The 25,199-nt window shown below is 65.3% G+C and carries 27 protein-coding genes; 21 read left to right on the forward strand and 6 right to left on the reverse strand.

The features are described 5' to 3' along the window. Positions 1–97: 97 nt before the first annotated feature. Both FE633_RS07370 and FE633_RS07375 read right to left on the reverse strand, forming a co-directional pair. Entirely contained in the window at positions 98–754 is a 657-nt protein-coding gene (locus FE633_RS07370; RefSeq protein WP_171059849.1) for a response regulator, read from the reverse strand. Beyond that, positions 751–3,090: a sensor histidine kinase gene (locus tag FE633_RS07375; RefSeq protein ID WP_138044268.1), complete on the reverse strand. Its 2,340-nt coding sequence runs from the start codon at positions 3,088–3,090 to the stop codon at positions 751–753. Before FE633_RS07375 ends, FE633_RS07370 begins: the two co-directional genes overlap by 4 nt. Positions 3,091–3,584: 494 nt before the next feature. Here FE633_RS07375 and FE633_RS07380 point away from each other — a divergent pair, with 494 nt between their 5' ends. From FE633_RS07380 to FE633_RS07400, 5 genes are all read left to right on the forward strand, one after another. Beyond that, positions 3,585–4,157 carry a peptidoglycan-binding domain-containing protein gene (locus FE633_RS07380; protein ID WP_138044269.1) on the forward strand — a complete coding sequence of 191 codons (573 nt, stop codon included), beginning with the start codon at positions 3,585–3,587 and terminating at the stop codon, positions 4,155–4,157. 281 nt (positions 4,158–4,438) lie between these two features. Continuing rightward, on the forward strand, positions 4,439–4,912 hold the full coding sequence (locus tag FE633_RS07385) for a DUF4333 domain-containing protein (RefSeq protein WP_138044270.1): 474 nt from the start codon (positions 4,439–4,441) through the stop codon (positions 4,910–4,912). A 198-nt stretch (positions 4,913–5,110) separates the two neighbouring features. Next, positions 5,111–5,584 (forward strand): hypothetical protein, encoded by a 474-nt coding sequence (locus FE633_RS07390; protein ID WP_138044271.1) that lies wholly within the window; start codon positions 5,111–5,113, stop codon positions 5,582–5,584. 233 nt (positions 5,585–5,817) lie between these two features. After that, the gene (locus FE633_RS07395) at positions 5,818–6,501 is read left to right on the forward strand and encodes a hypothetical protein (RefSeq protein ID WP_212747177.1); all 684 of its coding nucleotides are present in this window, start codon (positions 5,818–5,820) and stop codon (positions 6,499–6,501) included. A 144-nt stretch (positions 6,502–6,645) separates the two neighbouring features. Next, positions 6,646–6,969, forward strand: coding sequence for a hypothetical protein (locus FE633_RS07400; RefSeq protein ID WP_246113479.1), 324 nt, complete (start codon positions 6,646–6,648; stop codon positions 6,967–6,969). Between the two features lie 481 nt (positions 6,970–7,450). On the opposite strand, the gene FE633_RS07410 is transcribed toward FE633_RS07400, so the two are convergent. The 3 genes from FE633_RS07410 to FE633_RS07420 all read right to left on the reverse strand — a co-directional run bounded on the left by FE633_RS07410 (position 7,451) and on the right by FE633_RS07420 (position 9,537). Then, on the reverse strand, positions 7,451–7,891 hold the full coding sequence (locus tag FE633_RS07410; protein WP_138044272.1) for a hypothetical protein: 441 nt from the start codon (positions 7,889–7,891) through the stop codon (positions 7,451–7,453). Between the two features lie 277 nt (positions 7,892–8,168). Continuing rightward, positions 8,169–8,687: a hypothetical protein gene (locus FE633_RS07415; protein ID WP_212747178.1), complete on the reverse strand. Its 519-nt coding sequence runs from the start codon at positions 8,685–8,687 to the stop codon at positions 8,169–8,171. 340 nt (positions 8,688–9,027) lie between these two features. Next, the gene (locus FE633_RS07420; protein ID WP_138044274.1) at positions 9,028–9,537 is read right to left on the reverse strand and encodes an HNH endonuclease; all 510 of its coding nucleotides are present in this window, start codon (positions 9,535–9,537) and stop codon (positions 9,028–9,030) included. 1,422 nt (positions 9,538–10,959) lie between these two features. On the opposite strand from FE633_RS07420, the gene FE633_RS07430 reads away from it, so the two are divergent. From FE633_RS07430 to FE633_RS07440, 3 genes are read left to right on the forward strand one after another with little or no spacing between them, the layout of a single operon-like run. Next, positions 10,960–12,909: an ATP-dependent nuclease gene (locus FE633_RS07430; RefSeq protein WP_138044276.1), complete on the forward strand. Its 1,950-nt coding sequence runs from the start codon at positions 10,960–10,962 to the stop codon at positions 12,907–12,909. Beyond that, positions 12,909–13,838 (forward strand): UvrD-helicase domain-containing protein, encoded by a 930-nt coding sequence (locus FE633_RS07435; protein WP_138044277.1) that lies wholly within the window; start codon positions 12,909–12,911, stop codon positions 13,836–13,838. The genes FE633_RS07430 and FE633_RS07435 overlap by 1 nt, the downstream gene beginning before the upstream one ends. Next, positions 13,771–14,844 carry a hypothetical protein gene (locus FE633_RS07440; RefSeq protein ID WP_246113481.1) on the forward strand — a complete coding sequence of 358 codons (1,074 nt, stop codon included), beginning with the start codon at positions 13,771–13,773 and terminating at the stop codon, positions 14,842–14,844. The genes FE633_RS07435 and FE633_RS07440 overlap by 68 nt, the downstream gene beginning before the upstream one ends. 454 nt (positions 14,845–15,298) lie before the next feature. Here FE633_RS07440 and FE633_RS07445 read toward each other — a convergent pair whose 3' ends face one another. Continuing rightward, positions 15,299–16,393 carry a DUF1152 domain-containing protein gene (locus FE633_RS07445; protein ID WP_276147126.1) on the reverse strand — a complete coding sequence of 365 codons (1,095 nt, stop codon included), beginning with the start codon at positions 16,391–16,393 and terminating at the stop codon, positions 15,299–15,301. Positions 16,394–16,474: 81 nt separating this feature from the next. On the opposite strand from FE633_RS07445, the gene FE633_RS07450 reads away from it, so the two are divergent. The 13 genes from FE633_RS07450 to FE633_RS07510 all read left to right on the forward strand — a co-directional run bounded on the left by FE633_RS07450 (position 16,475) and on the right by FE633_RS07510 (position 25,171). After that, on the forward strand, positions 16,475–17,215 hold the full coding sequence (locus tag FE633_RS07450) for a GntR family transcriptional regulator (RefSeq protein WP_138044278.1): 741 nt from the start codon (positions 16,475–16,477) through the stop codon (positions 17,213–17,215). Between the two features lie 348 nt (positions 17,216–17,563). Continuing rightward, positions 17,564–17,947: an ATP-binding protein gene (locus FE633_RS07455; protein WP_138044279.1), complete on the forward strand. Its 384-nt coding sequence runs from the start codon at positions 17,564–17,566 to the stop codon at positions 17,945–17,947. 110 nt (positions 17,948–18,057) lie between these two features. Further along, positions 18,058–18,786: a GntR family transcriptional regulator gene (locus FE633_RS07460; protein ID WP_138044280.1), complete on the forward strand. Its 729-nt coding sequence runs from the start codon at positions 18,058–18,060 to the stop codon at positions 18,784–18,786. 130 nt (positions 18,787–18,916) lie between these two features. Continuing rightward, a complete protein-coding gene (locus FE633_RS07465) occupies positions 18,917–19,267 on the forward strand; it encodes an SCO3933 family regulatory protein (RefSeq protein WP_138044281.1) in 351 nt (116 codons plus the stop codon). Positions 19,268–19,272: 5 nt separating this feature from the next. Continuing rightward, positions 19,273–20,646, forward strand: a complete 1,374-nt coding sequence (locus tag FE633_RS07470; RefSeq protein WP_138044282.1) for an FtsK/SpoIIIE domain-containing protein — start codon at positions 19,273–19,275, stop codon at positions 20,644–20,646. An 88-nt stretch (positions 20,647–20,734) separates the two neighbouring features. Then, positions 20,735–21,394, forward strand: coding sequence for a DUF2637 domain-containing protein (locus tag FE633_RS07475; RefSeq protein WP_138044283.1), 660 nt, complete (start codon positions 20,735–20,737; stop codon positions 21,392–21,394). 18 nt (positions 21,395–21,412) lie between these two features. Beyond that, positions 21,413–21,601, forward strand: a complete 189-nt coding sequence (locus FE633_RS07480; RefSeq protein ID WP_119099802.1) for a hypothetical protein — start codon at positions 21,413–21,415, stop codon at positions 21,599–21,601. Continuing rightward, positions 21,598–21,789, forward strand: a complete 192-nt coding sequence (locus tag FE633_RS07485) for a mobile element transfer protein (protein ID WP_119099803.1) — start codon at positions 21,598–21,600, stop codon at positions 21,787–21,789. Before FE633_RS07480 ends, FE633_RS07485 begins: the two co-directional genes overlap by 4 nt. 11 nt (positions 21,790–21,800) lie before the next feature. Then, on the forward strand, positions 21,801–21,995 hold the full coding sequence (locus FE633_RS07490) for a hypothetical protein (protein WP_119099804.1): 195 nt from the start codon (positions 21,801–21,803) through the stop codon (positions 21,993–21,995). 16 nt (positions 21,996–22,011) lie between these two features. Then, positions 22,012–22,311, forward strand: coding sequence for a hypothetical protein (locus FE633_RS07495; protein WP_119099808.1), 300 nt, complete (start codon positions 22,012–22,014; stop codon positions 22,309–22,311). A gap of 153 nt (positions 22,312–22,464) precedes the next feature. After that, a complete protein-coding gene (locus FE633_RS07500) occupies positions 22,465–23,784 on the forward strand; it encodes a replication initiator (protein ID WP_119099809.1) in 1,320 nt (439 codons plus the stop codon). Continuing rightward, positions 23,781–23,993 carry an excisionase family DNA-binding protein gene (locus FE633_RS07505; RefSeq protein WP_138044284.1) on the forward strand — a complete coding sequence of 71 codons (213 nt, stop codon included), beginning with the start codon at positions 23,781–23,783 and terminating at the stop codon, positions 23,991–23,993. The genes FE633_RS07500 and FE633_RS07505 overlap by 4 nt, the downstream gene beginning before the upstream one ends. Next, complete coding sequence (locus FE633_RS07510; RefSeq protein ID WP_138044285.1) at positions 23,993–25,171, forward strand: tyrosine-type recombinase/integrase; 1,179 nt, start codon at positions 23,993–23,995, stop codon at positions 25,169–25,171. Before FE633_RS07505 ends, FE633_RS07510 begins: the two co-directional genes overlap by 1 nt. The last annotated feature ends 28 nt before the right edge of the window (positions 25,172–25,199 follow it).

A 25,199-nucleotide genomic window follows, 5' to 3' on the forward strand; every position in this document is an offset into this window, starting at 1 on the left:
TCAACCTGTTGCTTCCCGTGATCCGGCTCCTGACCGCGCTCTCTGGTCCGCCGACATGGACGGAAGCACAGCGACGGTCTGAACTTCAGAGCCGAGCTCAGAGGTCGTCCACGTCGACCAGCCCGTCCTGGATGGCGCGGGCGACCAGGCTTGCCTTGGTCCGTGCTGGGCGGCCGAGGTTCGCGTACTTGATCCGTACCCGGTCCAGATACGAGTTGACAGTCCGTACGGAGATGCCGAGACGCTGCGCGACCAGCTCCTTCGACTCCGACTGGAACCACTCGATGAGCACGTTCTCCTCGCGCGCGGAGAGCTGGGGCCGGTCGGCGCGGGCGTTCGTTCCCAGCGCGCCGGCCAGCGCGGGCGGCATGTAGGGCCGCTCATCGGCTGCTGCCAGCGTCGCCTCGACCAAATGGTCCTGGCCCTCGCTCTTGGTCAGAAAGGTCGCGGCTCCCAGGTCCAGGCAGCTGAGCGCGGTCTTCTCGTCATCACGCATCGTATAGACGACCACCTGCCGCCCGGCGTCGACAAGTCTTCGGAGGTCCCCGAAGGCGGGACCGCGCTCGCCCAGTTGCAGATCCAGGATGACGACATCGGCCGTGCTGCCCGGATCGGTCCAGGCTTCCCGTACGGAGCAGCCGGACGCAAGCACGGTGATGGGCCGTGGAGATGCGGCGTACCACATCTCCACGCCCGAGACGATGGCGGGATGATCGTCGATGATGACCACGCTGACGGGTGCGCTGTTGCTCATGTCCGGTCAACTTCCGAGGCCGCCGTTTTGCTCCAGCTGGCCTCCACCCACACACTTCCGCCGCGCGTTGTTCTGGCCACCGACACCTTCGCGTCCGTGGCAGGGCTGTGCGAGGGGGCGGCATCTCCCGGGCTGCGGCCGTCGGCGCAGTTCACACCGACCACGCTCACACGTACCGCGCGGGGGGTCCACACGACCGTCACGCGCGCGGTCGAGCGGGCGTGGCCCAGGGTCACCGCCACCGGGTCGATCAACTCCCTGCGTACCTGCACAGGCACCTCACGCGGCCGGCCTCGTACGGCAAGGCTCACCGTCACCCCCTGGTGTTCGGCCACCTCGACGCATGCCCGCAGCTCGTTCAGCAGCGGGTCGGAGACGGCGTCGCTCTCCGCGAACAGGCGGCGCATACGGGCGGCCTCCACCCCGCACCGCAGCCTGACCTCCTCGTCGTGCGGACTCAGCACACCGTGCCCAAGGCCCATGAGTAGCGGCACTGTCGTCGCCGTCAGCGCGCGGTAGCGCTCCTTGTGATCACGCTGCATGTCCTCGTGGATGCGTTCCCGGGTACGCAGTTCCTCCTCCCGCGCGGCCTCGGTGCCCGCTTCCGGCGCCGTACCGTGGAGCAGGCGCGTCAGGAGTACACCGACGGAGAGCTGGAAGCCGCAGGTGGTGATCGCGGTGATCCCCATGACGGCCGACTCCGCGACGGTTGGCGCCCCCGACAGGAACACAGCGATCGCGTTGAGCCCCACATGCGCCCCGAGGAACGCCGCGAACGCCCTGACCGGCAGGTCCGCCAGCAGGAACAGCGCATGCCAGCCGACCAGTCCGAACGCCCAGTCCTCCGCACCGGTCAACCGCTCCGGCGCGAGCGTGAACGCGCATACCGCCGAAACGGTCAGCACCGAACCCAGGCTCCACGCCCGCACCCTTGGCGGGATCTGCCTGCCACGCAGCAGATAGGCGGCCCCGGTCACCGCGACGGCGGCGAGGCAGACGTAGCCCGCCGTCTGCGCCCACGCGGGCTGGTACACACTCTGGTAGGCCGTGACCTGCTGCAGCGAAAAGATGAACTGTGACAGCAGACTGATCAGCAGCGCGGCCAGTTGGGCGCCGTGCAGCAGCTGCCTGCGGATGAGGCGGACGACGGCCGTGTGCGCCCGGGCGCGGGTCGGGCGCGGCATGTCCGCCGCCTGCGCTTCGGGCCCTGCCTGTGGCGCCCGGGCCTGGGCTTGCCAGCGCCACTGCACGCGGGTTCCGGCGCCCGGATGTGAGGTGACCGTGGCGCAGCCGCCGACCGCGTGCATCCTGCCGATGACGGAACCAGAGATGCCCCGGCGCCTCGCCGGAACGGACTCCGGGTCGAAGCCCCGTCCCGCGTCGGACAGCTCGACGACGACGGCACCGTCCCCCTCCGCCCATGCCCTGAGCTCCGCTTCCCGCACCCCGGCATGGCGTGCCACATTGGTGACGGCCTCCCGGACCCCGCTGAATATCGCGAGCCCAGGGCCGGACGGGACGGCGAGCGGGCCGTCGATGCGCGTCTTGAGCTGCACCATGGCCTGTCCCTCACCCCCGGGGCCCCCGGGCACGCAGCCGAGAAGTGCCGCGAGGTCGACGCTCCCCGTCTCGAATCCGGGCACGGCGGACAGTGCCTCCAGATCCTCTCTGGCACGCTGAGGCAGCCACGACCAGTCCCGGGCGTCGCCCTGGGAGACCATCAGCAGCGTCGCGCTCGCCGTATCGTGCAGGGTCGCCAGGTACTCGCGCTCGGTCGCCCTCCGTGCGGCGGCGACCTCGGCCTCCCGGCGCGCCGCCGCCCTGAGCGCGGCCGACCGGTCGGCGACCCTGGCCCGCGCTCGGACGATGAGGTAGGCGGCCCTCGACAGGCCCGCCAGGACAACTATGCGCACCAGGTCCGCCAACTCTGGGCGGTGCCCGGGCGAGGAGAGGATGTCGCCCAGCGCACAGGCGACAGTCCCCGACGCGGCCAGGGCGGCCCCGGCCACCGGGCGCGTCGCCCACTCGTGCTGGAAGGTGATGACGCAGATGCTGACAATCGCCTCCACCATCACATCCGCGCCGTCGCCGCCGAGCACCGGCTGAGACAGCCCTGTCAGCACCACCACGGCCGCGTCCAGCGTCCACAGCGGGGCGAGCGGGAGCGGGCGGCGTAGCGCGTAGAGGTGCACACCGCAGGAGAGGAGAGCGGGCACCAGCAGCGACAGCGCCAGGGGAATCTCCGCCCCGTCCGCCGAAGCGACGCCCAGCGCCCCGCACAGGCAGACCACGGTGGACCGCAGCCACACTCCGTACCGCTCAAGGGCCAAATCCAACAGACGCTCACTGGACCCGGGGCCCTCCACCGCCTCAGCCGCCCCGCGCCCGTTCCCCCCGTATCCCCCGTGCCACATGGAGGGAACAGTAGTTGAACCGTGATCGAGTAGCCCCTCCTTGTGGGGCGAACGACCGGCACACTCAGTGACCGGGCCGGGCTATTGTGCCCGTCATACGGGCTGTGAAATCCACACTCAACCACGGGGGAATTTCCATTACGCTGTTCGTTCGCGGATTGGAGTTGCTCGCACAATAAAATGCCCCCCAGGGAAGGCCGCTTGGCACCCCACACACCGGAACCAAGTGACCCAACACCTGAGCACTTCCGCGCCGCTCCCACGCGTACTCCATTCCATCTCCTGAAATCAAGGCGAAGCGAGCGCGTGATCGCCTAAAACGAGTCTTGATCAGGCAAGAACTGGGCGCGAATATCCAAAGGCCTCCACCGCGCTTACCACCCTTGTCCCCGAATGATTCTCAACCAGGGAGATCAATGTCTTCGCTCCACTCCATCCGTCATGTGCTGCGTAAAGCGGCTGTCCCCGCCGTCGGCGCGGCGTTGGCGTTCAGCATCACCGTTACCATCGCCACGCCGGCGGCGGCCAGCGGCTCCTACAGCGGTAGGGCGTACGTTTACGGCAGCGGCGAGGTAAATGACGACTTCGATGACGAGGGCGTCGTCAACGTCACCACGCACCGCTCCTCGAACGTCACCTGTCTGTGGCAGACCATTCTTTGGGCACATGGTTACCTGCCCTCGTCCGGAATCGATGGCATCTTCGGCGACCAGACTGATGCCGCAACGAGGAAATTCCAAGCTGACAAGGGCCTCGTCGCGGACGGCTCCGCCGGTCGGAACAGCTGGACAAAGGCAGGCGACAGGATCAGGCAGATCGACAACCAGAACGGGTGGCTGTTTGTGGTGTATTACGGCGTGACAGGTTCCAGGAGCCCGTACGGCTCGCATGATTTCGTGTTGCAGCGTTCGCCCGACGGAAATTACAGATTTTACCCGCCTCAGGGCGGCGGCCCATATTGGGCCTCCTACAACTCCCGCACCTGCTGACCTCGCCTGGCCTGAGCCACGGCAATCCGGACGTCGCGGGGCCGGCAGGCTCGCCCGCCCCGCGACGTCCGGATCCGACGCAACCACCAGCCGGCCCCGGTGATCGGTGAGCGGCAGACATTCGAGGACGTGTTGGGCGGCAGTACTGGGTGGCGTGCGGAAAAGGGAGCAGAAGGCGTCGATCGCGCAATAGTCCAACTCAAACCGCTTGTACGCAGAACCAATTCAACTGATCAGGCAGTCTTGATCTTTGCCCCAAACCAACAAACAAGGGGGGCGGAATGCAGCACACTGGACGTAACAAGAGGATTGCGGCCGCGGCGGCGCTGGGCGCACTGACGGTGCTTCTCGCCACCGGATGCTCCTTCAGCATCGGCGATGTGAAGAAGATGGATGAGGCGACGGCCGGCACGGACGCGGCCGCCGCCGAGGAGAGCCCGGCCGAGGAGGAGCCGACGGCCGTGGAGACGCCGGCCGGTGACGACCCCGCGGCGCCCGGGGACACGGGCGTCAGCGAGAACGGGGCCGTCCACAAGGCCCGAGTCGCGCAGACAATCTCCGACAAGCTCGCCGCGAACACCGGCAAGCGTCCCGACAGGGTCACCTGTCCTGAGCACCTCCCGGCCCGGGTCGGCGCCACGATCCGCTGCCGGCTCACCGCCGGCAGCGACACACTCGGTGTTACCGTCACCGCCATTTCGGTCAACGGCAACCAGGTCAACTACAACTTCAAGGTCGACGACAGCGTCGAGTGAACCCAGAGTCCCCCTCTCTGTAACCACTTTCTGGCCCCAGGCGTCCAACACTGAGTTGCTCCACCGGAGATGGATTCACTGACTTCGCGCAGCGAATCCGCGACCTGTCGCCAACCAGCGTGGCTGCGAAGCCGGTTGATCGCAACGATTCGGAACCATGCGCACTATCGGTGATCACTACCCCAGGATTTCCCCCTCATGACCTCTCAGAAGCCGCTGAACATCCGCCAGAAGATAATCGTCTGGACAGGGGTGTTGTTTGCGCTGGGCCTGGCCTGCATCGGTGGCTTGGGCCTCATCACCGATGGTCTTGGTGGGCGGCGGGCTCTGTCAGACGGCACGGTAGGTACCTTCACCCCCATTCACAGAGAGTGCGAAGATTCCTGCACGTGGGTGGGGACGTTCACCAGCACCGACGGCTCGGTCACGGCCGAGGACGTGAAACTGAACGACGCCGTAACAGTCCGTCGCGGCGACCCCATGCCGATCAGCATTGATGACGTACGCCTGGAGGAGGAAGCCACTCGCCCGGCCGCCTACACCGCCGACTACAACTGGCACGTGCCCGTCATCAAGGGAGTGGTCCTCGGCCTCGTGCTACCGCTACTCGCGGTGTTCTGTTTCATGCTGGTGAAGCGGCAACGGAGCAGGGCTGTTTCAAAGTCCCGGTGACGCTGCGAAGTTGCAGGTCATGATGGTCGTGTCCGAATCCTCGAACTGGCCACGTGGGACAAGCAGCTGATCGGCGGATGGGTACCGAAGGGCCTCCGGGTGCGTGGCCGCGTGACTGAAACTGTCACCCGAACTGGCAGCTGACCCTCCCGCAGGGTGGAGCTATCCGTTGGGTGGCGGGTGAGACAGACTGGGCCGGCCCGGGCACACGACTACTACTTGGAGCACGTCGGATGAGCAGCAACGTACTGACCATGTACGGCGGGCCGAGACGAGTCGACGGCCAGGGTCAGGCGAAGGTGGCGGGCATGGTCAGCTTCTCCGACGCGTCGGGGCCGGCGCCGTCGGCTGTGTACGTGGAGCGCGAACTGCCGCCGGGAGGCACGTCCGCGTACCTTGCGGCCCGTAGGGGCGGGGCCCGTTCCTTCGCCCTGTGGGCCGACGATCAACGCCGGGAGCGGGTGGCCACCGTGGTGACCCTGTCGGTCGGCGGCGGCGTCGCGAGGTTTCAGGTGCTCGGCGCGCACGGCGAGGTCATCGGCACGCTCATGCGCGAGAAGGCGCTCCGCGGCAGGGGCCTGCGCACTCGCTGGACCGTGCACCAGCCCGGCGGCCCTGAAGCGGTCGGCTTCAAGGGGAGGATCGTGTGGTGGTGGATGTGGTGGCTCCTGCTGCCCCTGATGACGGTGGTCCTGGTGATCAGCGTCTTCGACAGCGTCCCTGGCAACGAGGGCGGCTTCGCACGCGCACCCCGGCGCATCCGGTGGCGCGCGAACGGGCAGGTCCCGCTGGAGTTCAGGTCCAAGGGCGACAAACTGCACGTACACGCACCCGGTGTGGACTGGCGGCTCGGGGCCGCGCTGATCGCCCTCCTGCGCAGCTTCCACGCCGGCGCGTGGGACTCGGTGAAGAAGTGACCCGGGGGACGACGCTCCGGCGCGGTGCGTGCTGTGGCGGCGGACGCTGGTGTTCGGGGGCCGCGCACAGCAGAACGGGGCCTCATGTCTGATCAGTGGCCGGCCCAACGCCCGGCGCCAAGTCCCTTGCCCGGTCCGCCCGGCGTGTACGGGCCGCCACGGTTCCAGGAGGTCAGTACCAGGTACCGGCGTTGGGCCGGCGTCCTGCTCTGGCTCGCGATCGCCGTCGCGAGTCTCATGGCGGTCGCGTTCGTGGCCAGCATCGTCCTCCTGGTGAAGGCAGACGCGGACGTGGACAACGCCGCCTACGGCTATCTCGCGATCTTCCTCTGGTTCGGGATCGCCGCCGCGATCCCGGTGCTGCTGGCGCTCGGTATCCCCGCAGTCGTCATGACGCGGCGTGTACGGCAGCAGAAGCGGCTGGGCCACGATGCCGTGTACCGAGGCCCCAATGTCGGCGAACAGTAGTCGAACGAGCTCCAGACGCGATTCTTACATCACATGAACCCGGACTGTGGCAGACCAGTACGTGCCCGAATAGTTCTGCCAGCCCTTGTAGCAGCGGAAAGTCCGCCATGGAGCACCCGACTCCAAAAGCTCGACCGGAACCAGGCATTCGCCTGTGCAGCCAAGGTGGTGTCGTCTGTCCTCCTGTCTCGCGCTGCTTCCCTCGAAGGGCCGGACTGGAACGGCCATCACCTGAGAAGGGTGGAAGCCCGACCAGGAAGTCTCACAATGGCGGCATAAAGGGCACGCAGAGGGCACGGAGCCCCCAGAATGGTCTAGATAACAAACAAGCCCCAGGCTACTGACCTGGGGCTTCATCATGGAGCGGGTGACGAGAATCGAACTCGCGCTCTCAGCTTGGGAAGCTGCGATCATTTGGGGCCGGTTCGGGCGCTGACCTGCGTGAATGGCCGAGGTACGGCCTAGTGGGGCTCGGCCCTTTTCACCGTGGTTCCCCGCTGTTCCCCGCTCGATCTGGTGCGCTTGTGGTGCGCGTGGACTCCGCCGCTGGATCAGACTGCATCATCAGGTCAGTCAGCTCAGCGTCGGTGGCCTCCGGCCGTAGGCGAACGTCGAAGGTATAGCCCTCGTCGCAGAACACCACGTCAAGGTGCGCCGGAGCGAGTCTGCGGAACACGACCGCAAGCCACGCAGCGTCCTCCTGCCAGACGTCCAGGTACAGGCAGGTACCGTCCTCGTGTAGGTATGCCTCGCCTGGACCGTTCTCCGCCTCGAAGGACCAGCTGAAGCTCTGCGCCTCGCTTCGGCGTGTCGAGTCGATCTCGACGGCTACCCATCGAGCCCGTATCGCCGTTGTCAGCGCGTCAGCGTCGACCCGCCATCCGCCCGCCTCGCTGTCGGTTAGTACCAAGAACTGCGCCATGGCGGCTGTCTATCACTCGGGCGCTGGCCGCGCCTCAACCTTCTCCGCACGCTGGGACAGGCGCACGCTTTCCAACTGTGTTGGTGCCTTACTAAGCCGCGTACAGGGCCGTTCACCTGCGTTCATCGATGGCTGCGTCACGGGCCGCGCTGAGCTTCTGGTCTCGTATGAACGGCCGTGAACGGTGCTGAATGAGACGGAAACTGAGACGGCCGCTCTACCCGTCCATCACGCCGTCGGGCGCCGGCTGCACGGCGATCCCGGTCCCCGTCTTGGGCTATGAGCAGGGGCGCTTGTCGGCTGTCCGAACGACCGTCGTGTGTGCCACCTTGGTGGCCCCCTCCGGCGGCCCAACGAATACCGGCATGCCTTCCGCAGTGAACACATGATCCACGACGTCCGTCACCTTGGGGTCAAGGCGCCACAGGATGAGCTCGTATTGCTGGCCCTCGGGACTGGCCGCGTTGCCGACTTGGAGGGAACCTACGGCCCAACCATTGCCGCTGGCGTCCGGCTGGACCTGCCGGGACAAGTAGTAGCCGCGGTTGCCCACTCCATGGACCACGAGCCACAGTGCCCCCTCCTTCGGCACCTGGCCGGCGCCCTTGACGGAGTGGAGGCAGAGCCCGATTCGGTCCGCTTCACCTGGCGTTGTGATCGAGTACCCCGTGGACGCCTGCGTGGGCGACGCAGGAACCATGAGGTAGATGCCTAGGCCGCTGAGAGCCAACGCGGCGATCCCGGACGTGACAGTCCAGACGTTCATGGTCAACCAGGCAGGTCGTTGCCAGGCCATGTTCCCCCCTACGTGCGTGTTGGCCAGAGAGTAGGGGGACTACTGGCACCTCATGGCGATCTGACCGTATTCGATCGGACACGTGAACGATCGCGGGATCAAGTAGACATACTCGACCGCAATCGGGTCGCGCTGCGGACAGAAAATGTCAGCGTGAACTGGGGCACCCAGCTTGGGCCTGGTGGGCGGTCGACTGGTTCCCCGTGGTTCCCCGTGAGATCTGGCACGTATCTGGCACGCGCCGCTGGACGGCGCCTGTGGAGCCGAGCTCTCCCCGGCGACGCGGAGAGTCCCTGTAAACCCTGGTCCACGCGGATCACGTGACGGATCGGAGAGCATGTCAGTCGCGGTATTGATCGATCAGGCCTTGCAGCGCTGCCAGCACCTCCTTCCTCTGCGAGGGAGTGAGGTTACGCAGGTTTGCGTCGAGACGGACGACAAGAGCGATCATCTTGGCGGCGGCCCGCTCCTGATAGGGGCTCGCCGCCGCCATCACCTCGCTTTGCGCCTCGGCCACCAGCTCCACCAACCCTGCGTCGGTGTAACCCATGAAGTCGGGGCATGGGGGCTCATCCCACCACTTGCGAGGGTTGTAATGCCGACGCTCCAGGCTTTTCTTCCACTGCGCTGGAGTGCGGTCCTTCTTGCTCGCGTTGCAGGAACGGCATGCAGGAATGAGATTCGTGATGTCGTCGGCCCCTCCCCGCTCAAGGGGTACGACGTGGTCGACTACCTCGGCGCGAACCCCCATGCTCCCGCAGTAGGTGCACCATCCCCCAGCAGCGGACAAGACGGCATTTCGCACCCAGGAAGGAAGAGGTGCACGTGATGTAGGAAGAGGTAGCAGCATTCGGCCAGGCTGGTGGAGGCAGGTCGTCGGCGCAGATGTTTGTTCGAGTTGACCTCACGTGCCACCCACGCGTGGTAAGTGGCGAAGAACGGTGAAGAGCGGGACTCATTAAGACCAGGTTCCGTTCTTGACGTTAGGTATCTGCGCTGTTCAACCGCGTGATCACGCTGGTTGAAACGAGTTGCCCACTAAAGGATTCGAACCTGCACACACGGCTCCGGAGGGCCTTTCGTCTCGCAGCCAACGTGCTGGTCAGAGGCCTTATCGCGTCAAGTTGCCGGGGAACTGTCCACAAATAGTCCAGAGTTCGGCGACACCGTTCATAGCCCTCACCAGGGTCGATGCGGCGCTGACGGAGCCGTACTCGATCTGATGTTTGATGGCTCAACCTTGCGGGTGTCGAGGACCTGCTCGGGGAGCGCCTGCCGTGCGCCCTTGCGGCAAGCCTCACCAGGAGTCACCGTCAGTATTCGTAGTTGCCTCTGACAGTGCCACGAGTGCGAGGGGGAGCGGGGATGGTGGAGCGCAGCACAAGCGCGTCGTGGTCGGAGAGCGTCTTTGGGGAATTGGCTGCGTCGCTGTCGAAACTGATCCCAGAGTGCATCGTCAGGGCTCACGAACGGGCACGAGACGGCCACCGGGGAGTAGGAACACAGACGCTGGAAGCGTATGGACACGGCCTTCATGCTTCCCAGTACGAGGAGCTGGCAGCCGGACTCGCTGGCCTTCCAGGCGCTACGGCGGTACGTCTGCAGGCGCGCACCGTGATGGTGGTCGCCGGCCAGGTGCTCTACCCGATCCGCTACGCCAAGCGAGACGTACCGGTCACGGTGGCCCGCCTTCGCCGTGCGGTCGGTCTCCGGGCTGATCTGATTCGTCGCCATGGTCCTGAACCCCTGCAAGGGGAGCTAGACCTCGGGCTTGACGAGCTGCAAGAACAGGAGTTCCACAAGGACTTGAGCCAGCTGAACCCGGACGATGGCCTAGTGCTACTGGCTTACGCGTGTGCCATGGGCACTGGGGTCCTGCGCCTTGAGTGGGGAGACGCAGAGCTGCGTCGTGGTGACCGACACCTGCTATGGCATCACCATGAGCCGCTTGAACTCCCCGACGCTCGGCGATCTGCATAGGGTCACGAGCAAGGGTGGAAGCGCCTAGAACTGGTGCAGCGTCATCGAGTGGTTGACCTGCACAGTCTTGGTGGGCTGCCCTGTTGAGTCGCCCGCCTTCGACACGTATTCGACTCGATCTTCATGGGTAACGGTGGACAGAGTGCTCGCCACCGGTGACTGGATCACGGCCCTGCGGGCCCTGCGGACGATGGACTCCCACACCATCAGATTCGTGGAAACTCACTCGCCCCAGAGTTGTGAGTCGTAACATGTCGTAGCAAGGTCGCTTCTGGGGTGGGGTGGGAATTCTATGAGGATCAGTCGTGTCCTGATTGAGAATTACAGGAACTTTAAGCATCTTGAGATCGACCCCTTCCCTCCTGCTGCAGTAGTGGTCGGCGAAAACGGTGTCGGAAAGTCGAATTTCCTCCGGGCGTTGAGGATTGTTCTTGACCCTGACCTTCCTGATTCGGCGAGAGCACTTAAGGCGGAGGATATCTGCGACTTTTCCGATATCAGCTACGAACAGGGGGTCCGCGTAAAGATCGAGGTAGACATCACGGATTTTTCCGGCGATCGTAAAGCGGAAGCCGCTCTGGATGGATGCTTTTCCCAGCTCCAACCACTGACTGCCCGGTTGACATACCTGTTTGAGCCTTTGGCGCAGGTATCTGGGGATGAGAACGCCAGCCTATCGCGGGACGACTATACGTGGGATATCTGGGCAGGTATCAATGCCGACCGAGACGGCAAGCGTATACGCAGAGACGTTAACTTCACTGTGCTCCCGGCCTTGCGTGATGCGGTGGGTGACCTGTCTCGGTGGAGGGATTCACCTCTTCAGGAACTATTTGAGGTGCAGCGACCCAAAAAGGCAGCATTGACTGAGACTGCTCATAAAGTCGCTGCGGCGATGGATCTACTGGCTGAGGAGCCAGAGATTAGCAAATTGGCGCGAGATCTGTCAGAGCGTTTGGCGGCAATGGCTGGCTCTCGCGTCGCTATGGATCCCAAACTAGGCTTTGCGTCTGGAGACCCCGACAGACTATTGCGATCTATTAGGCTGTTTGTCGACCAGGCACGTACCCGAAGTGTTGCTGACGCCTCGACTGGCAATGCCAATATTCTCTATTTGGCGCTCCTGCTGGAGCGAGCGCGGCTGAGGAAGGAATCGGATACGGTTCTGGATACGATTCTGGGAGTTGAAGAACCTGAAGCGCACTTGCATCCAGTTCTTCAGCGCCAGGTCTTCAGTTACCTATTGCGCCATGAGCCATCTCTCATGGTGACGACTCATAGCCCGAATATTGCAGCCGTCGCACAGTTAGACTCTCTCGTCCTGCTGCGCCCGGATAGAGACGGCGGGACATGCGCAACCTACACGACTAAATCCAACTTCACCTCTGACCAGAAGGCAGACCTAGAGCGCTATTTGGACGTCAGTCGAGCGGAACTCCTATTCTGCTCCGGTGCGATCCTTGTAGAAGGAACGGCCGAGGTGTACTTGGTTCCCGCTCTAGCGCGCGCCCTGGGCTTCGACCTGGACATGCACGGCGTAATTGTTGCCAACATTACTGGCACTGATTTCTCGCCGTTCAGGGAACTCTTGGGGCCGTCGGCCCTAAAGGTGCCTCATGTAATCGTCACCGATGGCGATCCCAAGAACAAAGACGGCGAGTTTGTTCATTTGGGATTGCGGCGTGCGAGTAAACTAATGAGTCCGTCGGTGAGCGCGGACTACTCGCTACGCGTGGATCAATTGATCGAATCGGGGGAAGCGGGTGACACTCTCGCGCTAAGGCAAGAGGCCACGAGCGTAGGAGTCTTCATCGGTCCTAGGACTCTGGAGACCGACGTGGTATCTCTGCTCGCCTCACAGATGGTTGCCGCACACTCTGAGTTCGGAGTGTCACCGAACCTTCAAGGTAAGTTCGAGAAGGCCGTAGAAGGTTTGGTCGGCGGAGATCAGTCGCACGGCGAGGAACTTCTGAGACGCATCGACTCAATCAGCAAAGGGCGTTTCGCGCAACGCTTGGCGGCCCACGTGGAATCTGCCGACCTGAGTAGTTTCTCTGAGCAGATGACGCAGATGAGTGCGGCAATCGCGGAATCTTATCCTGCGGAGTCAGCGCAGAGGATTAATGCGGCACTTTTCTCGAACACGCCTTATGGGTACCTGATCTGTGCCATCGACCATATCTCACAGGCAGTCCGCGGGCATGGGATCTTCAATGACGATGCAACGCGCGAGGCAGAGTGATGGAAGAGATCAGGGTTAGGACGATATTGGCGCGGGAGCTCGATGAGCTGAATGACGAACAGCGCAGAGCAGCTACACATAAGGGCAACCTAGTCGTTCTTGCTGGCCCTGGTTCAGGGAAGACTCGGACGCTGGTAGCGCGGGTAGGGTGCCTATTGGAAACACAGGTAGCGCAGTATCGTGGGGTTGCTGCTATCACCTATACGAAACATGCGGCCCGCGAAATCGTAGATCGGATTCGCCGGCTTGGCATGCAGCCAGGAACGCGGTTGGCTTCCAGTACGCTGCATTCTTGGTGCCTTGGGCACATCCTGCGCCCGTATTCTCAGCTCGTTGGAAAACAGTCGCCTGATTCATTGGCTATCGTAGATGATAAGGCCAAGGCTTGGATGCGTGTGCTGGAAATGAGCTTCGAGCGCGCAGGAGTAATGGCAATTCCTAAGTACGAGAAGGCCTCTTTCACTAAAGCGAGGAGGAGGCTTACGGTTGGAGACATTGGGGAAGTTCGCGACCCTATGTTTGATGCCGCACTTGCCTTTGAAGAGATAATGGAAGAAAGGGGCTGGATCGACTATGACATGATGATCTCTCGGTCCCTAGCGATTTTGAAGGAAAATTCTGAGATTCGCTCCTTGATTGCCTCGAAATTTCCGCATGTCGTGGTTGATGAATACCAAGATCTTGGTCCGGTGCTCCACTCTCTGGTCAAGACGCTAAGTGACGACTCAGGCGTCGAAATTACGGCGTTCGGAGACCCTGACCAAACAGTCATGGGCTTCACGGGCGCTGACCCGAAATATTTGATTGAACTCGCACAGGTGTTTCCTGCTATCCCGCTGAAAGTCAATTACCGTAGCGGGAGTGCGATTATTGCCGCTAGTCATGCAGTTTTGGGGGAAGAGCGAGATCACGAGGCGCGCCCAGATTGATATTCCGCTGACAGAGGGTGTTGTGAGCGGCCCGGTTTGGAACCCCAACGCTTTGGAGTGGGAGAACGGCTTCACCGAATTACCTACTCCTGATGGGGATAAACTGCTCCTGGTGCCTAAAATGATCGTACGTCGCTCCATGCACATGTCCCGCAGCGAGTACTACCGGCACCACTTGGTACCCGTGCTCCAAGAGGAGGAGTCAAAGGCTGCTAGCAGGGGGCTTGCGGAGACGGTACGCCATCGAGGCAAGGTGCTGGTCACCAAAAAGCAGATCGAAAAGAAGTACGGCAGCACGAAGCCTGATGTCACACGCGAAACCCTCAAGCGGCCATCGGTGTACGAGCATTACAGGGCGATGAAGAGGAAAGTTCCTCCTCAGCCGCTGTCTCACAAGGAACTGTCTGACACGGCAGACTCGCCCATGCCTGACTATGAGAAACTTCTACAAGAAGTGCTCGACGTGCCGGCCGGAAAGGCTGATGCAACTCGGTATCACAATGCCGTTGAGTCCCTGCTGACGGCCATCTTCTACCCTTCCCTCTCTATGTCGGAGAAGGAATTCGAAATCCATGATGGACGCAAGCGGATCGATATCTCGTACACGAACACTGCGAGGGACGGGTTCTTTAAGTATCTCGTTCGACACAGGATTCGAAGTCGGTATGTGTTTGTCGAGTGCAAGAACTATGGTAAGGAAGTAGCCAACCCGGAACTCGATCAGCTTTCTTCTCGCTTCTCGACGCTGCGAGGTGAATTCGGTATCCTGGCCTGTCGCGGTTTCCAGGATAAAGAACTCTTCCTCCGCCGCTGTGGCGATACGGCGCGAGATGGGCGTGGCTACGTCATTGCTCTAGATGACGAAGACCTAAAAAGGCTTGTCGCAGATGTTTTGGCCGCTCTGAAGCCAGCTCCTGTTGACTTGTCCGATCCCGAACCAGTGCATATCCGGCCAGTGGCCGATTATCCGCTATTGCATGAGCGGCTTAGGCAACTGCACGGCTAGAGCGCAGACCTCCAGTACTCATCACCGGCCCCTGCTTCCATCCCGTCCGCCGTCGACCCACACACCGTGGAGCGGGCGTGGTCCATGGCGTCCAGGTGGAGCGCCCGACTGTACGAACGACCTGGACGCCATGGACCACGTCTGCTCGGCTCTGCCTGGGTCGACGGCGGACGGGATGGAAGCACCCCACGCACGCCATAACGTGCCCGCAGTCGGCAACGGCGCCCCCTCCATCCCGGTGCCGGCCGATCCCCCGCCGGAGGCATGCCTTGACCGTGGCCGCTTTCTGCGGTGATCGACTCATGGCTTCCGGCCCTATCCACATGTGGGCGCGCGTCGGCGCAGCGCGGGCGGAGCGGGCCGAAGGCAGGAGCGGCGCCCGCAGCGGAGCCGGGAAGCGCGCCCGGCGGAGCGGAGCGCAGCCGGGGCTTGAACCCGTAGAGAAAGTTGTTACTCAGGCTTCGGCTGGGATCTGCCAGAGTGGGGCTTGGTACTGCTCCGGACGGCTGGTCAGCAGCAAAGCCCTGAGGTCTTGGCGCTGCTTGCCGTTGAGGCGAAGAGCCTCGGTGATGCGGCGGAACGTCGTGTGTGTGATTCCGCGGCTGCGGGCCTCGGCCTCGAACTGGTCGAGTTGGCGGAGTGTGGTCTCAGGGTCGAGCTTCTGTTCCGGCTGGGTGCCGAGCCAACTGGCTTTGTTGCGCTCGTAGTCGATCTCCGAGTAGCCGCAGATTTCGCGGCTGTGCTGCTCGGCCTCTTCGAGGGTCTCCGTTGCGAGGATGGCTCGGGCGAGCTCGTTGCGGTTGAGGGCGTCGTCCAGGTCGGCTTCGTGGACGGTGGGGCCTTCGTCGGTGAGCGGCACTGGCAGGCCGGCGTCCCGCACTTCGCACAGACCTCGGACTCCACGGGCGGCAGCCGCGAGCATGGCTGTCGCTTCAGAGGGGTGCCATTCCAGAACAGAGCTGACCGGCTCGACGTGCTCGGCTGTGAGCGTCAGGACGGTTGGGCCCATGCGGTCGCGCAGGTCTTCTGCCGGTACTTCGCCGTCCAGGCCGGGACCCGCGACCAGCAGCCGTACAGGGGCGTTGACTTGGCAGCACGCTGCGAGAGTGAGGGCGTCAGCCAGAGGACTGCGAAGCGTGGGCTCGTCGCCCTTGGCGAGGATGTCGCCGCCGACGTCCAAAAGGTCGATGGACTCGGGGGCCAGGTGCTCGGTGAGTTCTTCGAGCTGGCGGGTGATGCCCTCGGCGCCGTGGTGCGGATCGATCAGGGCCAAGACGTGCGGCAGTTCGGCGGCGAGGCGAGGGAGCGTCGAGCCTGCCGGTGCGATCGGCTTTGCGTCGGCAGGTACGGTCTGGACGCTTCTGGTGAAGGGGCGGAGGCCGGTGAAGTTGGCCGGCCCTCGTGGACCCGGTACGGGGTCGATCAAGAGGCGGTCCCACGCGTAAGTGAGGATCACCGCCGGACCCTCTTCGCCGTACAGAGCGGCGTCGAGCATTGCGGCGGCGACTGCGTCGCCCCCTCCTCCTGCTGCCACGATCAAGCGCGTCACCCAACCCACCGTACGGGCTGCGCGGTTGGCCACTCACCCTATAGTGGCCACTGGTCATAGCCACTTAGGGAAGGGGCTCGGATGCCGAAGATTGAAGAGACCCAGCCCAAGTACCTGCAGATCGCGCACCACATTCGCGATCAGATCTTGCGGGGCGACTTGCGGCCTGGCGATGAGGTGCCGTCGGAACGGCAGTTGGCGACCGATTGGAGCGTGTCGCGGCCGACGGCGGCGCGGTCGCTGGAGGCGCTGAGCCATCAGGGCTTGGTGGAGAAGAGGCAGGGTTCGGGCACGTACGTGCGTGGTCTGGCCGTGAACCGCCGTGCTCGGGAGCTCTACGGTCGCGCCAAGCAGACCGGCAAGATCTACACTCCCGGCGAGTATGCGGTGATCACTTCGGCCGGATGGCTGGAGGCACCCGGCTACGTCGCCGAGGCGCTGAATCTGGCGGCCGGTACCCGCGCGGTGCACCGCCAACGTGTGACCAAGAACGAATCCGGGCCGATCACTCTGTCTACCTCGTGGTTCGGTCCCGATGTGGGTGAGTGCGCGCCAAAGCTCCGGGATCCTGACCGGATTCGGGAGGGGACGTTGATGTACGTCGAGAACATGACGGGCCGACAGGGCAGTTATGCCGAGGACCGGATGTGCGCTCGGCTGGCCACCGAAGACGAGGCGGCTGACCTGGAGTTGGACCCCGGTTCGGCGGTGCTGGTTGTGCATCACGTCGTCTACGACCTGCAGGATCGCCCGTTGGAGTTCGCTGAGGCGACGTACCCGCCTGGCCGTTGGGCGTTCGAGCAGGGGTACCCGATCGGCTAGAAACTCGCGCCCGTATCCGCGAACCGCTTGCGCTGAAGTGGCTAATGCCACTATCCAGTAAGTGGCTAAGGCCACTTGAAGGAGAGGGGCACTGAGCGTGAGTCAGGAGCATGCGGAGTTACGGCACCCCGCGCAAAGGTCGATGTGCCGTGGATGCCGGGGGCGAGGTTGGAAGCGTGTTGGCTCCCGCTCGTCCCTGGCGCTCTCCGCGGCCGATGCTCGCGCCCGTGCTACGTCCAAGCGGCGCTGTCTGGACTGCGACGGCACCGGTAGGGAGCAGGGATGCGAATGAGCGATACGACCGGTGGCCCTGTTGGGGAGTCGGCGGAGTCCGTACCGATCGGGTGCATGACCTTGTATCCGGTGCCCGAATCGGTGGCTCGGGCACGGCGCTGGTTCCGGAAGTTCATTGCCCCGTACGACCTGACCTGTTCGGTGGACGACTGCGTCCTGATGATCTCCGAACTGGTGACGAACGCCATTCTCTACGGCGAGGCGGAAGAGGCGTGGCGGGTGCGGGTCGAGTGGTGGCGCGTGGGGGAGTCACTGCGGGTGGACGTGCACAATCCGGGGTTCCCGGCTCACGTCCGGATGAGGCGGCCCGACGCCAACGACGCGCATGGAAGGGGTCTCTGTCTGATCGACGCACTGTCGGACTCATGGCACGCCGGGCCTAGTCGCTTCGGTGGCACGGTGGTCTCGTTCCTGGTCGACGGTGCTTGGAAGCCATGAAGGCCCTTGGGTCTGCTGAGCCGTATCCGTGCGCTTGGGTGTTCATAGCCTCCTCACGGTGAGTAGGCTGGTTGACAAGTTGACTTGGCGGATTCCGACTAGGCGGGGCAATGGCGTACGAAGTGGCTGCACCCAAATACGTGCGGCTGGCCCAGACGCTCCAGGGGCGTATCGAGGACGGCACGTACCCGCCTGGAACCCTCGTGCCGAGTGAAAACCAGCTGGTCCAAGCCTTCGGCATGTCTCGCCCAACTGTTGTCCGGGCCCTCGATCTGCTCAAGCGGGATGGCTGGCTGGAGTCCCGGCAGGGGTACGGCACGATCGTGCGTGGCCGTCCCGAAGTGGTTGAGCAGAAAGACCAGCGGGGCCGCGAAGCCCTGGAGAGAGACGAGTCGGCCTCGCCTGGCCGCCTCGTCCAGGTCGACCGGGTCCCCGTACCGCGGCGCGTTGCTTCGTTCCTCGGCGTACCCAAGCGGACCAGGGTGCTTGTCCGGCGGCTGCTAATCGAGGAGGACGGCGAACCCGTTGAGCTGGCCTCCTCGTACTTTCCCGTAGGCATGGCTGACGGCACGGACCTCGCCGAATCGACTCCGCTGCACGGAAGTCTGCGCGAGCATCTGGAGTCCCGTAAGAAAGTCCGCCTCGACCACGTGACCGAGCGGGTCTCGGCTCGTCTGCCGAGCAAGGAAGAGGCCGGCCTCTTGGCGTTGGGTACGGGGGAGCCGGTACTCAGCGTGCTTGTCGTGGCCTGCGACGTCTCCGGGCAGGCCTTGCAGGTCACTGACGTACTGCTGCCTGCTGATCGGCAGGAACTCGAAGACACCTATCGCCTGGGCTAGTTGGCCCCGGCCGGTCGCTCGGCCTTCCCGCTTGATGTCACTTGACAAGTCAACCTGGCATCCCTAGCTTCGAACTTGCTAAGTCAACCTGTCAGGTCATCTGGCGGGTGCCTATCGGAGGAGAAGTTCTGTGCGTGTGATCCGTGTTGAGACCTCGTCCGCGACGATCCTTCTGACCGAAGCTCCGGAGCCGAAGGTCAAGGACCGGCAGACGGGCGAGATCGCCAAGGACGCTGTCAGCGGTGAGTCGTTGATGAAGGTCGGCGTGGTCTACATCGACGAGGGGGAGTCGTCGCTGATCGCGGTGACCGTCCCCGAGAGTGGGGTGACTGACGGCCTGACCGTCGGCGGTCCCGTCTCCCTTCCCGGCCTGATCGCCCGGCCGTGGGAAAGCGTCTTCAACGGCCAGGCCCGTCACGGCATCGCCTACCGGGCGGCTGCTGTGGTTCCCGGAGCCTTCCCGGCCGGGCAGGAGAGCTGATCTCCGTGTCCGAGCTGATGACGCTGGTCGAGCTGGGCGGGTCGCTCGCTGCCATAGGCGGGACGGTCTACGCCCGGAAGGCGCATCCGGCGGCCTACTGGGCCACGGTCGGACTGCCGCTGTCGGCGGCTCGGCTGATGGCCTCGTACGGCTCGACCATGGACGCCTGCGGGCTGACCGTCGAACCGTCCCGGCTGCGGGCCCTCGCCGTCCGGGCGGCCACTCGCCGGGAGGTCCGTCCCGTGGCGCCTCGCCGGGGTCTGCTCCGGCCGACGTCGACCGGGCTCCGGGTACGGCTTCGGCTGGCCCCGGGCCAGGAACCGGCGGACGTGGCGGCCTCGTCCGAGCGCCTGCGGCACGCATGGGGCGTCCATGCCGTGCATGTCCGCAGTATCAAGCCGGGTGTGGTCGAGCTGCGGTTGGTCGGCTTCGACGTGCTGCGGAAGGTGAGGATGCCTCGCCGGGTTGAAAGTGACTTCCTGGCGGTGCCGGTGGCTCTGCGGGAGGACGCGACCGCGTTCGTCCGCGACTACCGGACGATTCCTCACCAACTGCTCCTCGGCGCAACGCTGTCGGGGAAGTCGATGTTCCTGCGCAACCTGCTGACGGGGCTTGCGGCTCAGCCGGTGGCCCTGGTCGGGATCGACTGCAAGCGCGGTGTGGAACTGGCGCCGTTCGCCCCTCGGCTGTCGGCGCTGGCCACCGAGCCGGATGAAGCCGCAGAGCTGCTGCCCGTGCTCGTCAAGGAAATGGAGGACCGCTACGACCTGATCAAGGCCCGTCAGGGCATCGCGCCCGGCACCGCGGACGAGGAGATCACTTCGGATGTGTGGGGGCTGCCGGAGGACGAACGGCCCGCGCCGATCGTGCTGTTCGTGGACGAGGTCGCCGAGTTGTTCCTTGTTGCCACGCGCAAGGACGAGGAGCGGCGCGACGAGATGGTGACCCAGCTGATCCGGCTTGCTCAGCTTGGCCGGGCGGCGGGGATCTACCTGGAGATCTGCGGGCAGCGTTTCGGCGCCGAGCTGGGCAAGGGAGCGACCATGCTTCGCGCTCAACTCACCGGCCGTGTCTGCCACCGCGTCAATGACGAGGCGTCGGCCAAGATGGCACTCGGCGACATCGCCCCGGAAGCCGTCTACGTCGCCTCCGCCATCGCCGCCGATCTGCCGGGCCTGGCCGTGGTCGGTGACTCCTCCGGCGGCTGGTCCCGCATCCGTACGCCGTACCTCTCCCTCGCCGACGCTGCGGTGATCTGCCGTGAGACGGCCCATCTCGTGCCCGATGTTCCGGCCCTGGACCCCTTCCGGCCGCATGCTCCGGCCTCGCCGGTGAAGGCGTGGGACCCGGTGGCCAGGCCGCGTCCGGTGACGGAGTAGCCCCACCCCTCCCACGGTCGGCGCGACCGCCTCGCGCCAAGTCCCTAACCCCGCCATGCCTGAAATCGGCTGAGAGGACGTGAGCGTGATGCGCATTCGGAACGTGACCGTTGACGCCGTACTGGTCCAAGCGGTCATCGCCGCCGCGCTGTCCTTCGCGCATCTGCATGACCTGGCCGTGGCCGCCGGACAGGACGGCTGGAAGGCCTGGGCCTACCCGGTGAGCGTCGACCTGCTCTTGGTGGCTGCCTGGAAGCGGCTGCGCTCCGGGGAGTCCAAGGCGGCCGGGTGGTCATGGTTTCTGGTCGCGCTCGCCGCCAGCCTCGGGGCGAACGTCGCCACCGCCGGACTGCTCGACCTCCACGACGTTCCGGCCTGGCTGCGCATCCTCGTCGCCGGTTGGCCGGCGGTCGCCTTCCTCGGCGGCACCCTGCTCGCGCACGGTCCCGCCCATCGGACGGCACCGGCTGCCGAGCCTCAGGACGCACCGATCGATACGGCACCCAAGCCGGAACCAGTGCCTGAGACGGCACCCGAGCAGGCCGCCATTCCTCCGGCGCGCGAACCCGTCGCCGAGCCTGCAGCCCGTCCAGCCGACCGGCTTCCGACCGCCCTCGTCGACCACGCCCGGAAGGTCGCCGCCGAACACCACACCCGCACAGGAGCACCCATCGACACCGCCACCCTTCGCGCCCGGCTCGGCGTCCCGGCTCCACTCGCCGAAGCCATCGCCGCCCAACTCACCTGACTGACAAGGAATCCGCTCTTGCGACCGTCCACCCTCCGCACCCTCCAGCGCGCGGCCGAACTGACCCGCCAAAACCACTTCACCGAGGCCCTGCTCGTCGCCGAGCCGGTGATTCTCAACGCCGACGACCAAGAGGGCGCCGAGATCCGCCGCTGGCTGACCGAGCACGTCGCCGACTTCACCCGAGAGAAGGAGACCCGCTCATGACCGCCCACCGCCGCTTCCGCCGCGTCATCCGCATCGGCCCCGTCCAGGTCGCCACCTACTACGACGGCCGAGGCCGCGAGAAGCACGCCGCTGCCTGCACCGCTCCGCGCTGTGGCTTCTCCACTGACTACGACAGCCGGGCCGCCGCCGAGCTGGCCGCCCGTACCCACCGCTGCACCGTCCGCTGAGGAGCCCTCCCGTGACCGTCAGCCTGCCCCTCGTCTTCGTCCTCGGCGTCATCGCCTGGGCCGCGATCAAGTTCCTCGGCATCCGCCTCTGGGTCGCCGTCGTGATCGCCCTCTTCGGCTTCTGGCTCTCCCAGACCTTCCTGGCCGGGCCGATCGAGTCCGGCACACGCTCCGGCGTCGACGTCGTCAACGGCACCAACGACTGAGAGGACAACCACCATGCTGCTCCGCCCGAAACTGCCCGACGCGGCACCCGTTCCGACCACTCACCTGATCACCTCGGCCGCCCCCGCAGAACGCCATCACGCCCCGGCGGCCTGCTCGTGCCAGCACGCTCCCGCGCACTCCACCGATCGACCCGTCGCCCCGTACGTCGGCCTCGGAGCCGCGGCTGTCGCCGCCGTGCTCGTCGTCGGCGTCGTGCTGACCGCGCTCCTGGCCACGGTCGCGATAACGGCCGTCTCCGTGTCCATCGCGGCCCTGGTGCTGCGCTCCCTGCTCAACCGCGCCAACACGCGCTGACCAGCCTGCCGGGGCGGCCTCGATACCGCCAAGCATCCCGCCGCCCCGGCAGGCACGGACCCTCCCGACCACTGCCGAAAGGACAGCTCCATTACTACCGGACACACTCCGCCCCCGCTCAAGGACTTGGGCGCGCTCGCCTCGCTGGGCAACATGTCCGCCCTCGCTGGGCAGCTGCGCGGGCTGGGCGGCTGCACGCGTCCCGTACGCCTCGACGGCCACCGCATCGAACACGAACTCAACCCGCACACCGGCGAGATCGGCCGCACCCTGCACCACCTCGACTCGGCGGCCCTCCCCGCCGGTCACCTCCTGGTGCGCTGCAACAACCGCCGCGCGACCCGCTGCACGGCATGCGCCGAGGTCTACCGCCGCGACACCTATCACCTGATCACCGCCGGACTACGGGGCGGCAAGGGCAACCCCGAGACGATCGCCGAACACCCCAGGGTGTTCGCCACCTTCACCGCACCCGGCTTCGGCCCCGTCCACAACCGGCCCACCGACCGGCGCGGAACCCACCGGCCCTGCCGCTGCGGTGTGCTGCACGCCGAGGACGACGGCACTCTCGGCACGCCTCTGGACCCGGCAACGTACGACTACGAAGCCGCAGTTCTGTGGAACGCACATGCCGGGATGCTCTGGCGGCGCTTCTCCATCTACCTGCGCCGGGAGGTCGCCAAGCGGGCCGGACTCACCCAGCGGGACTTCCCGAATGTCGCTCGCGTCTCCTTCGCCAAGGTCGCCGAGTACCAGAAGCGTGGCGCGGTCCACTTCCACGCCGTGATCCGTATCGACGGGCCGGACGGCGGCCACAGCGCGCCCCCGAACTGGGCGACGGCCGAGCTGTTGACCGACGCGATTGGCGCCGCTGCCGCGAAAGCGACGGTCACCGGGCCCGTTATCGACGGCCGGGCGCATGCCTTCGCCTTCGGCCGTCAGCTCGACATACGCCCGATCCGTTCGGCCGACTTCAACGGCTCGTCGGAACTGACGGAACGCGCGGTCGCGGCCTACATCGCCAAGTACGCCACCAAGGGCGCCGAGACGGCGACCGGAACCCTGGACCGGCCGATCAAGTTCCTCGCCGAGCTGGCACACGCCCGCATCACCGACCATGCCCGGCGGATGATCCGCACCGCCTGGCAGCTCGGCGGTCGCAAGGATCTGGCAGAGCTGAGGCTGAGGGCCTGGGCGCACATGCTCGGCTTCCGCGGCCACTTCTCCACCAAGACCCGCCGCTACTCCACCACCCTCGGCGCGCTCCGGGACACCCGAGCCGAATGGCGGCGCGCGCAAGCCCTCGCCGCGCTGCCCGACGACCAGCGGCCCGCCGAGCACGAGCAGGAGGCGGATACGACGTACGTCCTCGCCCATTGGGTCTTTGCCGGGACAGGCCTGACTCGTGGCGAGGAGTGGCTATCTGCCTCACTCGCCCCTGCCCTCGGAACGGAAGGAGAGCCGACCGCATGAACGACCGCTACCTGTCCGTCGACCAGGTCGCCGAGCTGCTGGGCACGACCACCCGCTTTCCTCGGCGGCTGATCGAGGAGCGGCGCATCCGGTACGTGAAGGTCGGTCGGCACGTCCGCATCCCCGAGACCGCCGTACGTGAGTACATCGCCTCTCGCACTGTTGAGCCGGTCGGGCTGCGCCGAACCGGACTGCGGACGGTCGCCTGATGGCCAACAAGAAGGGCAGGCGTCGGCGCTTTGGTGCGGTGCGGCAATACCGGTCCGGTCGTTGGACGGCGTCGTACCTCGCGCCCGATGGTGAGCGCGTCCGTGCCGAGGAGACCTTCGAGACCAAGAAGGATGCTGAGATCTGGCTCTCTCAGGTGGAGGCGGATCTTAGTCGCGGGGACTGGCGTTCTCCCGATGCCGGCGCCGTGAACTTCCGCGTCTACGCCGAGAAGTGGGTGGAAGAGCGGGAGTTGGCAGTACGCACGGTGGACCTGTACGAGCATCTTCTTCGGCTCCACCTTCTGCCGGCCTTCGGCGCGCTCGACCTGGACGAGATCACTGCTCCTCGCGTCCGTGAATGGCGGGCCGAGCGGCTGCGGACGACCAGCGCCAAGACGACCGTTGCCAAGGCGTACCGGCTCCTCAAGGGCATCATGGAAACGGCCGTTGATGACGACCTGATCAGCCGCAATCCGTGCCGGATCAAGGGCGCGGGCAAGGAAGCTGCGGCCGAGCGTCGGATCGCCACCGTCGCCCAGGTCGACGCCCTCGCCAACGCCATCGGCCCTCGCTGGCGGCTCATGGTCTACCTCGGTGCCTACGGACCGATGCGGCCTGAGGAACTGGCCGGGCTGCGGCGGCGGGACGTCGACCTTGACGCCCTGGTGATCCGCGTACGGATCGCTGAGCCCGAGCGGACCAACGGCAAGCGCGCTCCCGGCCCGACGAAGTCCGATGCGGGCGCCCGTCCGGTCGTCCTCCCGGCCTTCTTACGGAAGGAGGTGAAGCGGCACCTCGATTGGTACGCCGAGAAGGGGCCTGACGGCCTGCTCTTCGTCGGAGAGAAGGGCGCGCCATTCCGGCGTACCTCTTTCGGTCGGAAGTGGAGCCGTGCACGCGCGTCGGTGGGCCTGCCGGACGGCTTTCGCTTCTACGACCTTCGTCATACCGGACACACCCTGTCGACACGTTCCGGCGCGACGCTCAAGGACACCATGGTCCGGTCCGGGCAGTCCTCGGAGAAGGCGGCGCTGATCTATCAGCACTCCGACGACGAGCGGCAGCGCGAGCTGGCGGCCGGGCTGGACGAGATGGTGCGCGCCGAGCGTGCGAAGCGCCACAAGGAGAGCTCCCGAGAGCCCTCCGCGCACCACGGCGAGGACCCTTCGGAGAGCTAATGGTGCGGTTGTGGTGCGCGCCCCGCCC

Source organism: Streptomyces montanus (genome assembly GCF_005786655.1).
GTDB classification, from domain to species: Bacteria; Actinomycetota; Actinomycetes; order Streptomycetales; family Streptomycetaceae; genus Streptomyces; species Streptomyces sporangiiformans.

What these genes read in the sequence shown, in the direction of transcription:
- FE633_RS07370 (WP_171059849.1), bottom strand. Translation starts at nt 754, where the DNA reads ATGAGCAACAGCGCACCCGTCAGCGTGGTCATCATCGACGATCATCCC.
- FE633_RS07380 (WP_138044269.1), top strand. Translation starts at nt 3,585, where the DNA reads ATGTCTTCGCTCCACTCCATCCGTCATGTGCTGCGTAAAGCGGCTGTC.
- FE633_RS07385 (WP_138044270.1), top strand. Translation starts at nt 4,439, where the DNA reads ATGCAGCACACTGGACGTAACAAGAGGATTGCGGCCGCGGCGGCGCTG.
- FE633_RS07390 (WP_138044271.1), top strand. Translation starts at nt 5,111, where the DNA reads ATGACCTCTCAGAAGCCGCTGAACATCCGCCAGAAGATAATCGTCTGG.
- FE633_RS07395 (WP_212747177.1), top strand. Translation starts at nt 5,818, where the DNA reads ATGAGCAGCAACGTACTGACCATGTACGGCGGGCCGAGACGAGTCGAC.
- FE633_RS07410 (WP_138044272.1), bottom strand. Translation starts at nt 7,891, where the DNA reads ATGGCGCAGTTCTTGGTACTAACCGACAGCGAGGCGGGCGGATGGCGG.
- FE633_RS07415 (WP_212747178.1), bottom strand. Translation starts at nt 8,687, where the DNA reads ATGGCCTGGCAACGACCTGCCTGGTTGACCATGAACGTCTGGACTGTC.
- FE633_RS07420 (WP_138044274.1), bottom strand. Translation starts at nt 9,537, where the DNA reads ATGCTGCTACCTCTTCCTACATCACGTGCACCTCTTCCTTCCTGGGTG.
- FE633_RS07430 (WP_138044276.1), top strand. Translation starts at nt 10,960, where the DNA reads ATGAGGATCAGTCGTGTCCTGATTGAGAATTACAGGAACTTTAAGCAT.
- FE633_RS07435 (WP_138044277.1), top strand. Translation starts at nt 12,909, where the DNA reads ATGGAAGAGATCAGGGTTAGGACGATATTGGCGCGGGAGCTCGATGAG.
- FE633_RS07450 (WP_138044278.1), top strand. Translation starts at nt 16,475, where the DNA reads ATGCCGAAGATTGAAGAGACCCAGCCCAAGTACCTGCAGATCGCGCAC.
- FE633_RS07455 (WP_138044279.1), top strand. Translation starts at nt 17,564, where the DNA reads ATGACCTTGTATCCGGTGCCCGAATCGGTGGCTCGGGCACGGCGCTGG.
- FE633_RS07460 (WP_138044280.1), top strand. Translation starts at nt 18,058, where the DNA reads ATGGCGTACGAAGTGGCTGCACCCAAATACGTGCGGCTGGCCCAGACG.
- FE633_RS07475 (WP_138044283.1), top strand. Translation starts at nt 20,735, where the DNA reads ATGCGCATTCGGAACGTGACCGTTGACGCCGTACTGGTCCAAGCGGTC.
- FE633_RS07485 (WP_119099803.1), top strand. Translation starts at nt 21,598, where the DNA reads ATGACCGCCCACCGCCGCTTCCGCCGCGTCATCCGCATCGGCCCCGTC.
- FE633_RS07500 (WP_119099809.1), top strand. Translation starts at nt 22,465, where the DNA reads ATGTCCGCCCTCGCTGGGCAGCTGCGCGGGCTGGGCGGCTGCACGCGT.
- FE633_RS07505 (WP_138044284.1), top strand. Translation starts at nt 23,781, where the DNA reads ATGAACGACCGCTACCTGTCCGTCGACCAGGTCGCCGAGCTGCTGGGC.
- FE633_RS07510 (WP_138044285.1), top strand. Translation starts at nt 23,993, where the DNA reads ATGGCCAACAAGAAGGGCAGGCGTCGGCGCTTTGGTGCGGTGCGGCAA.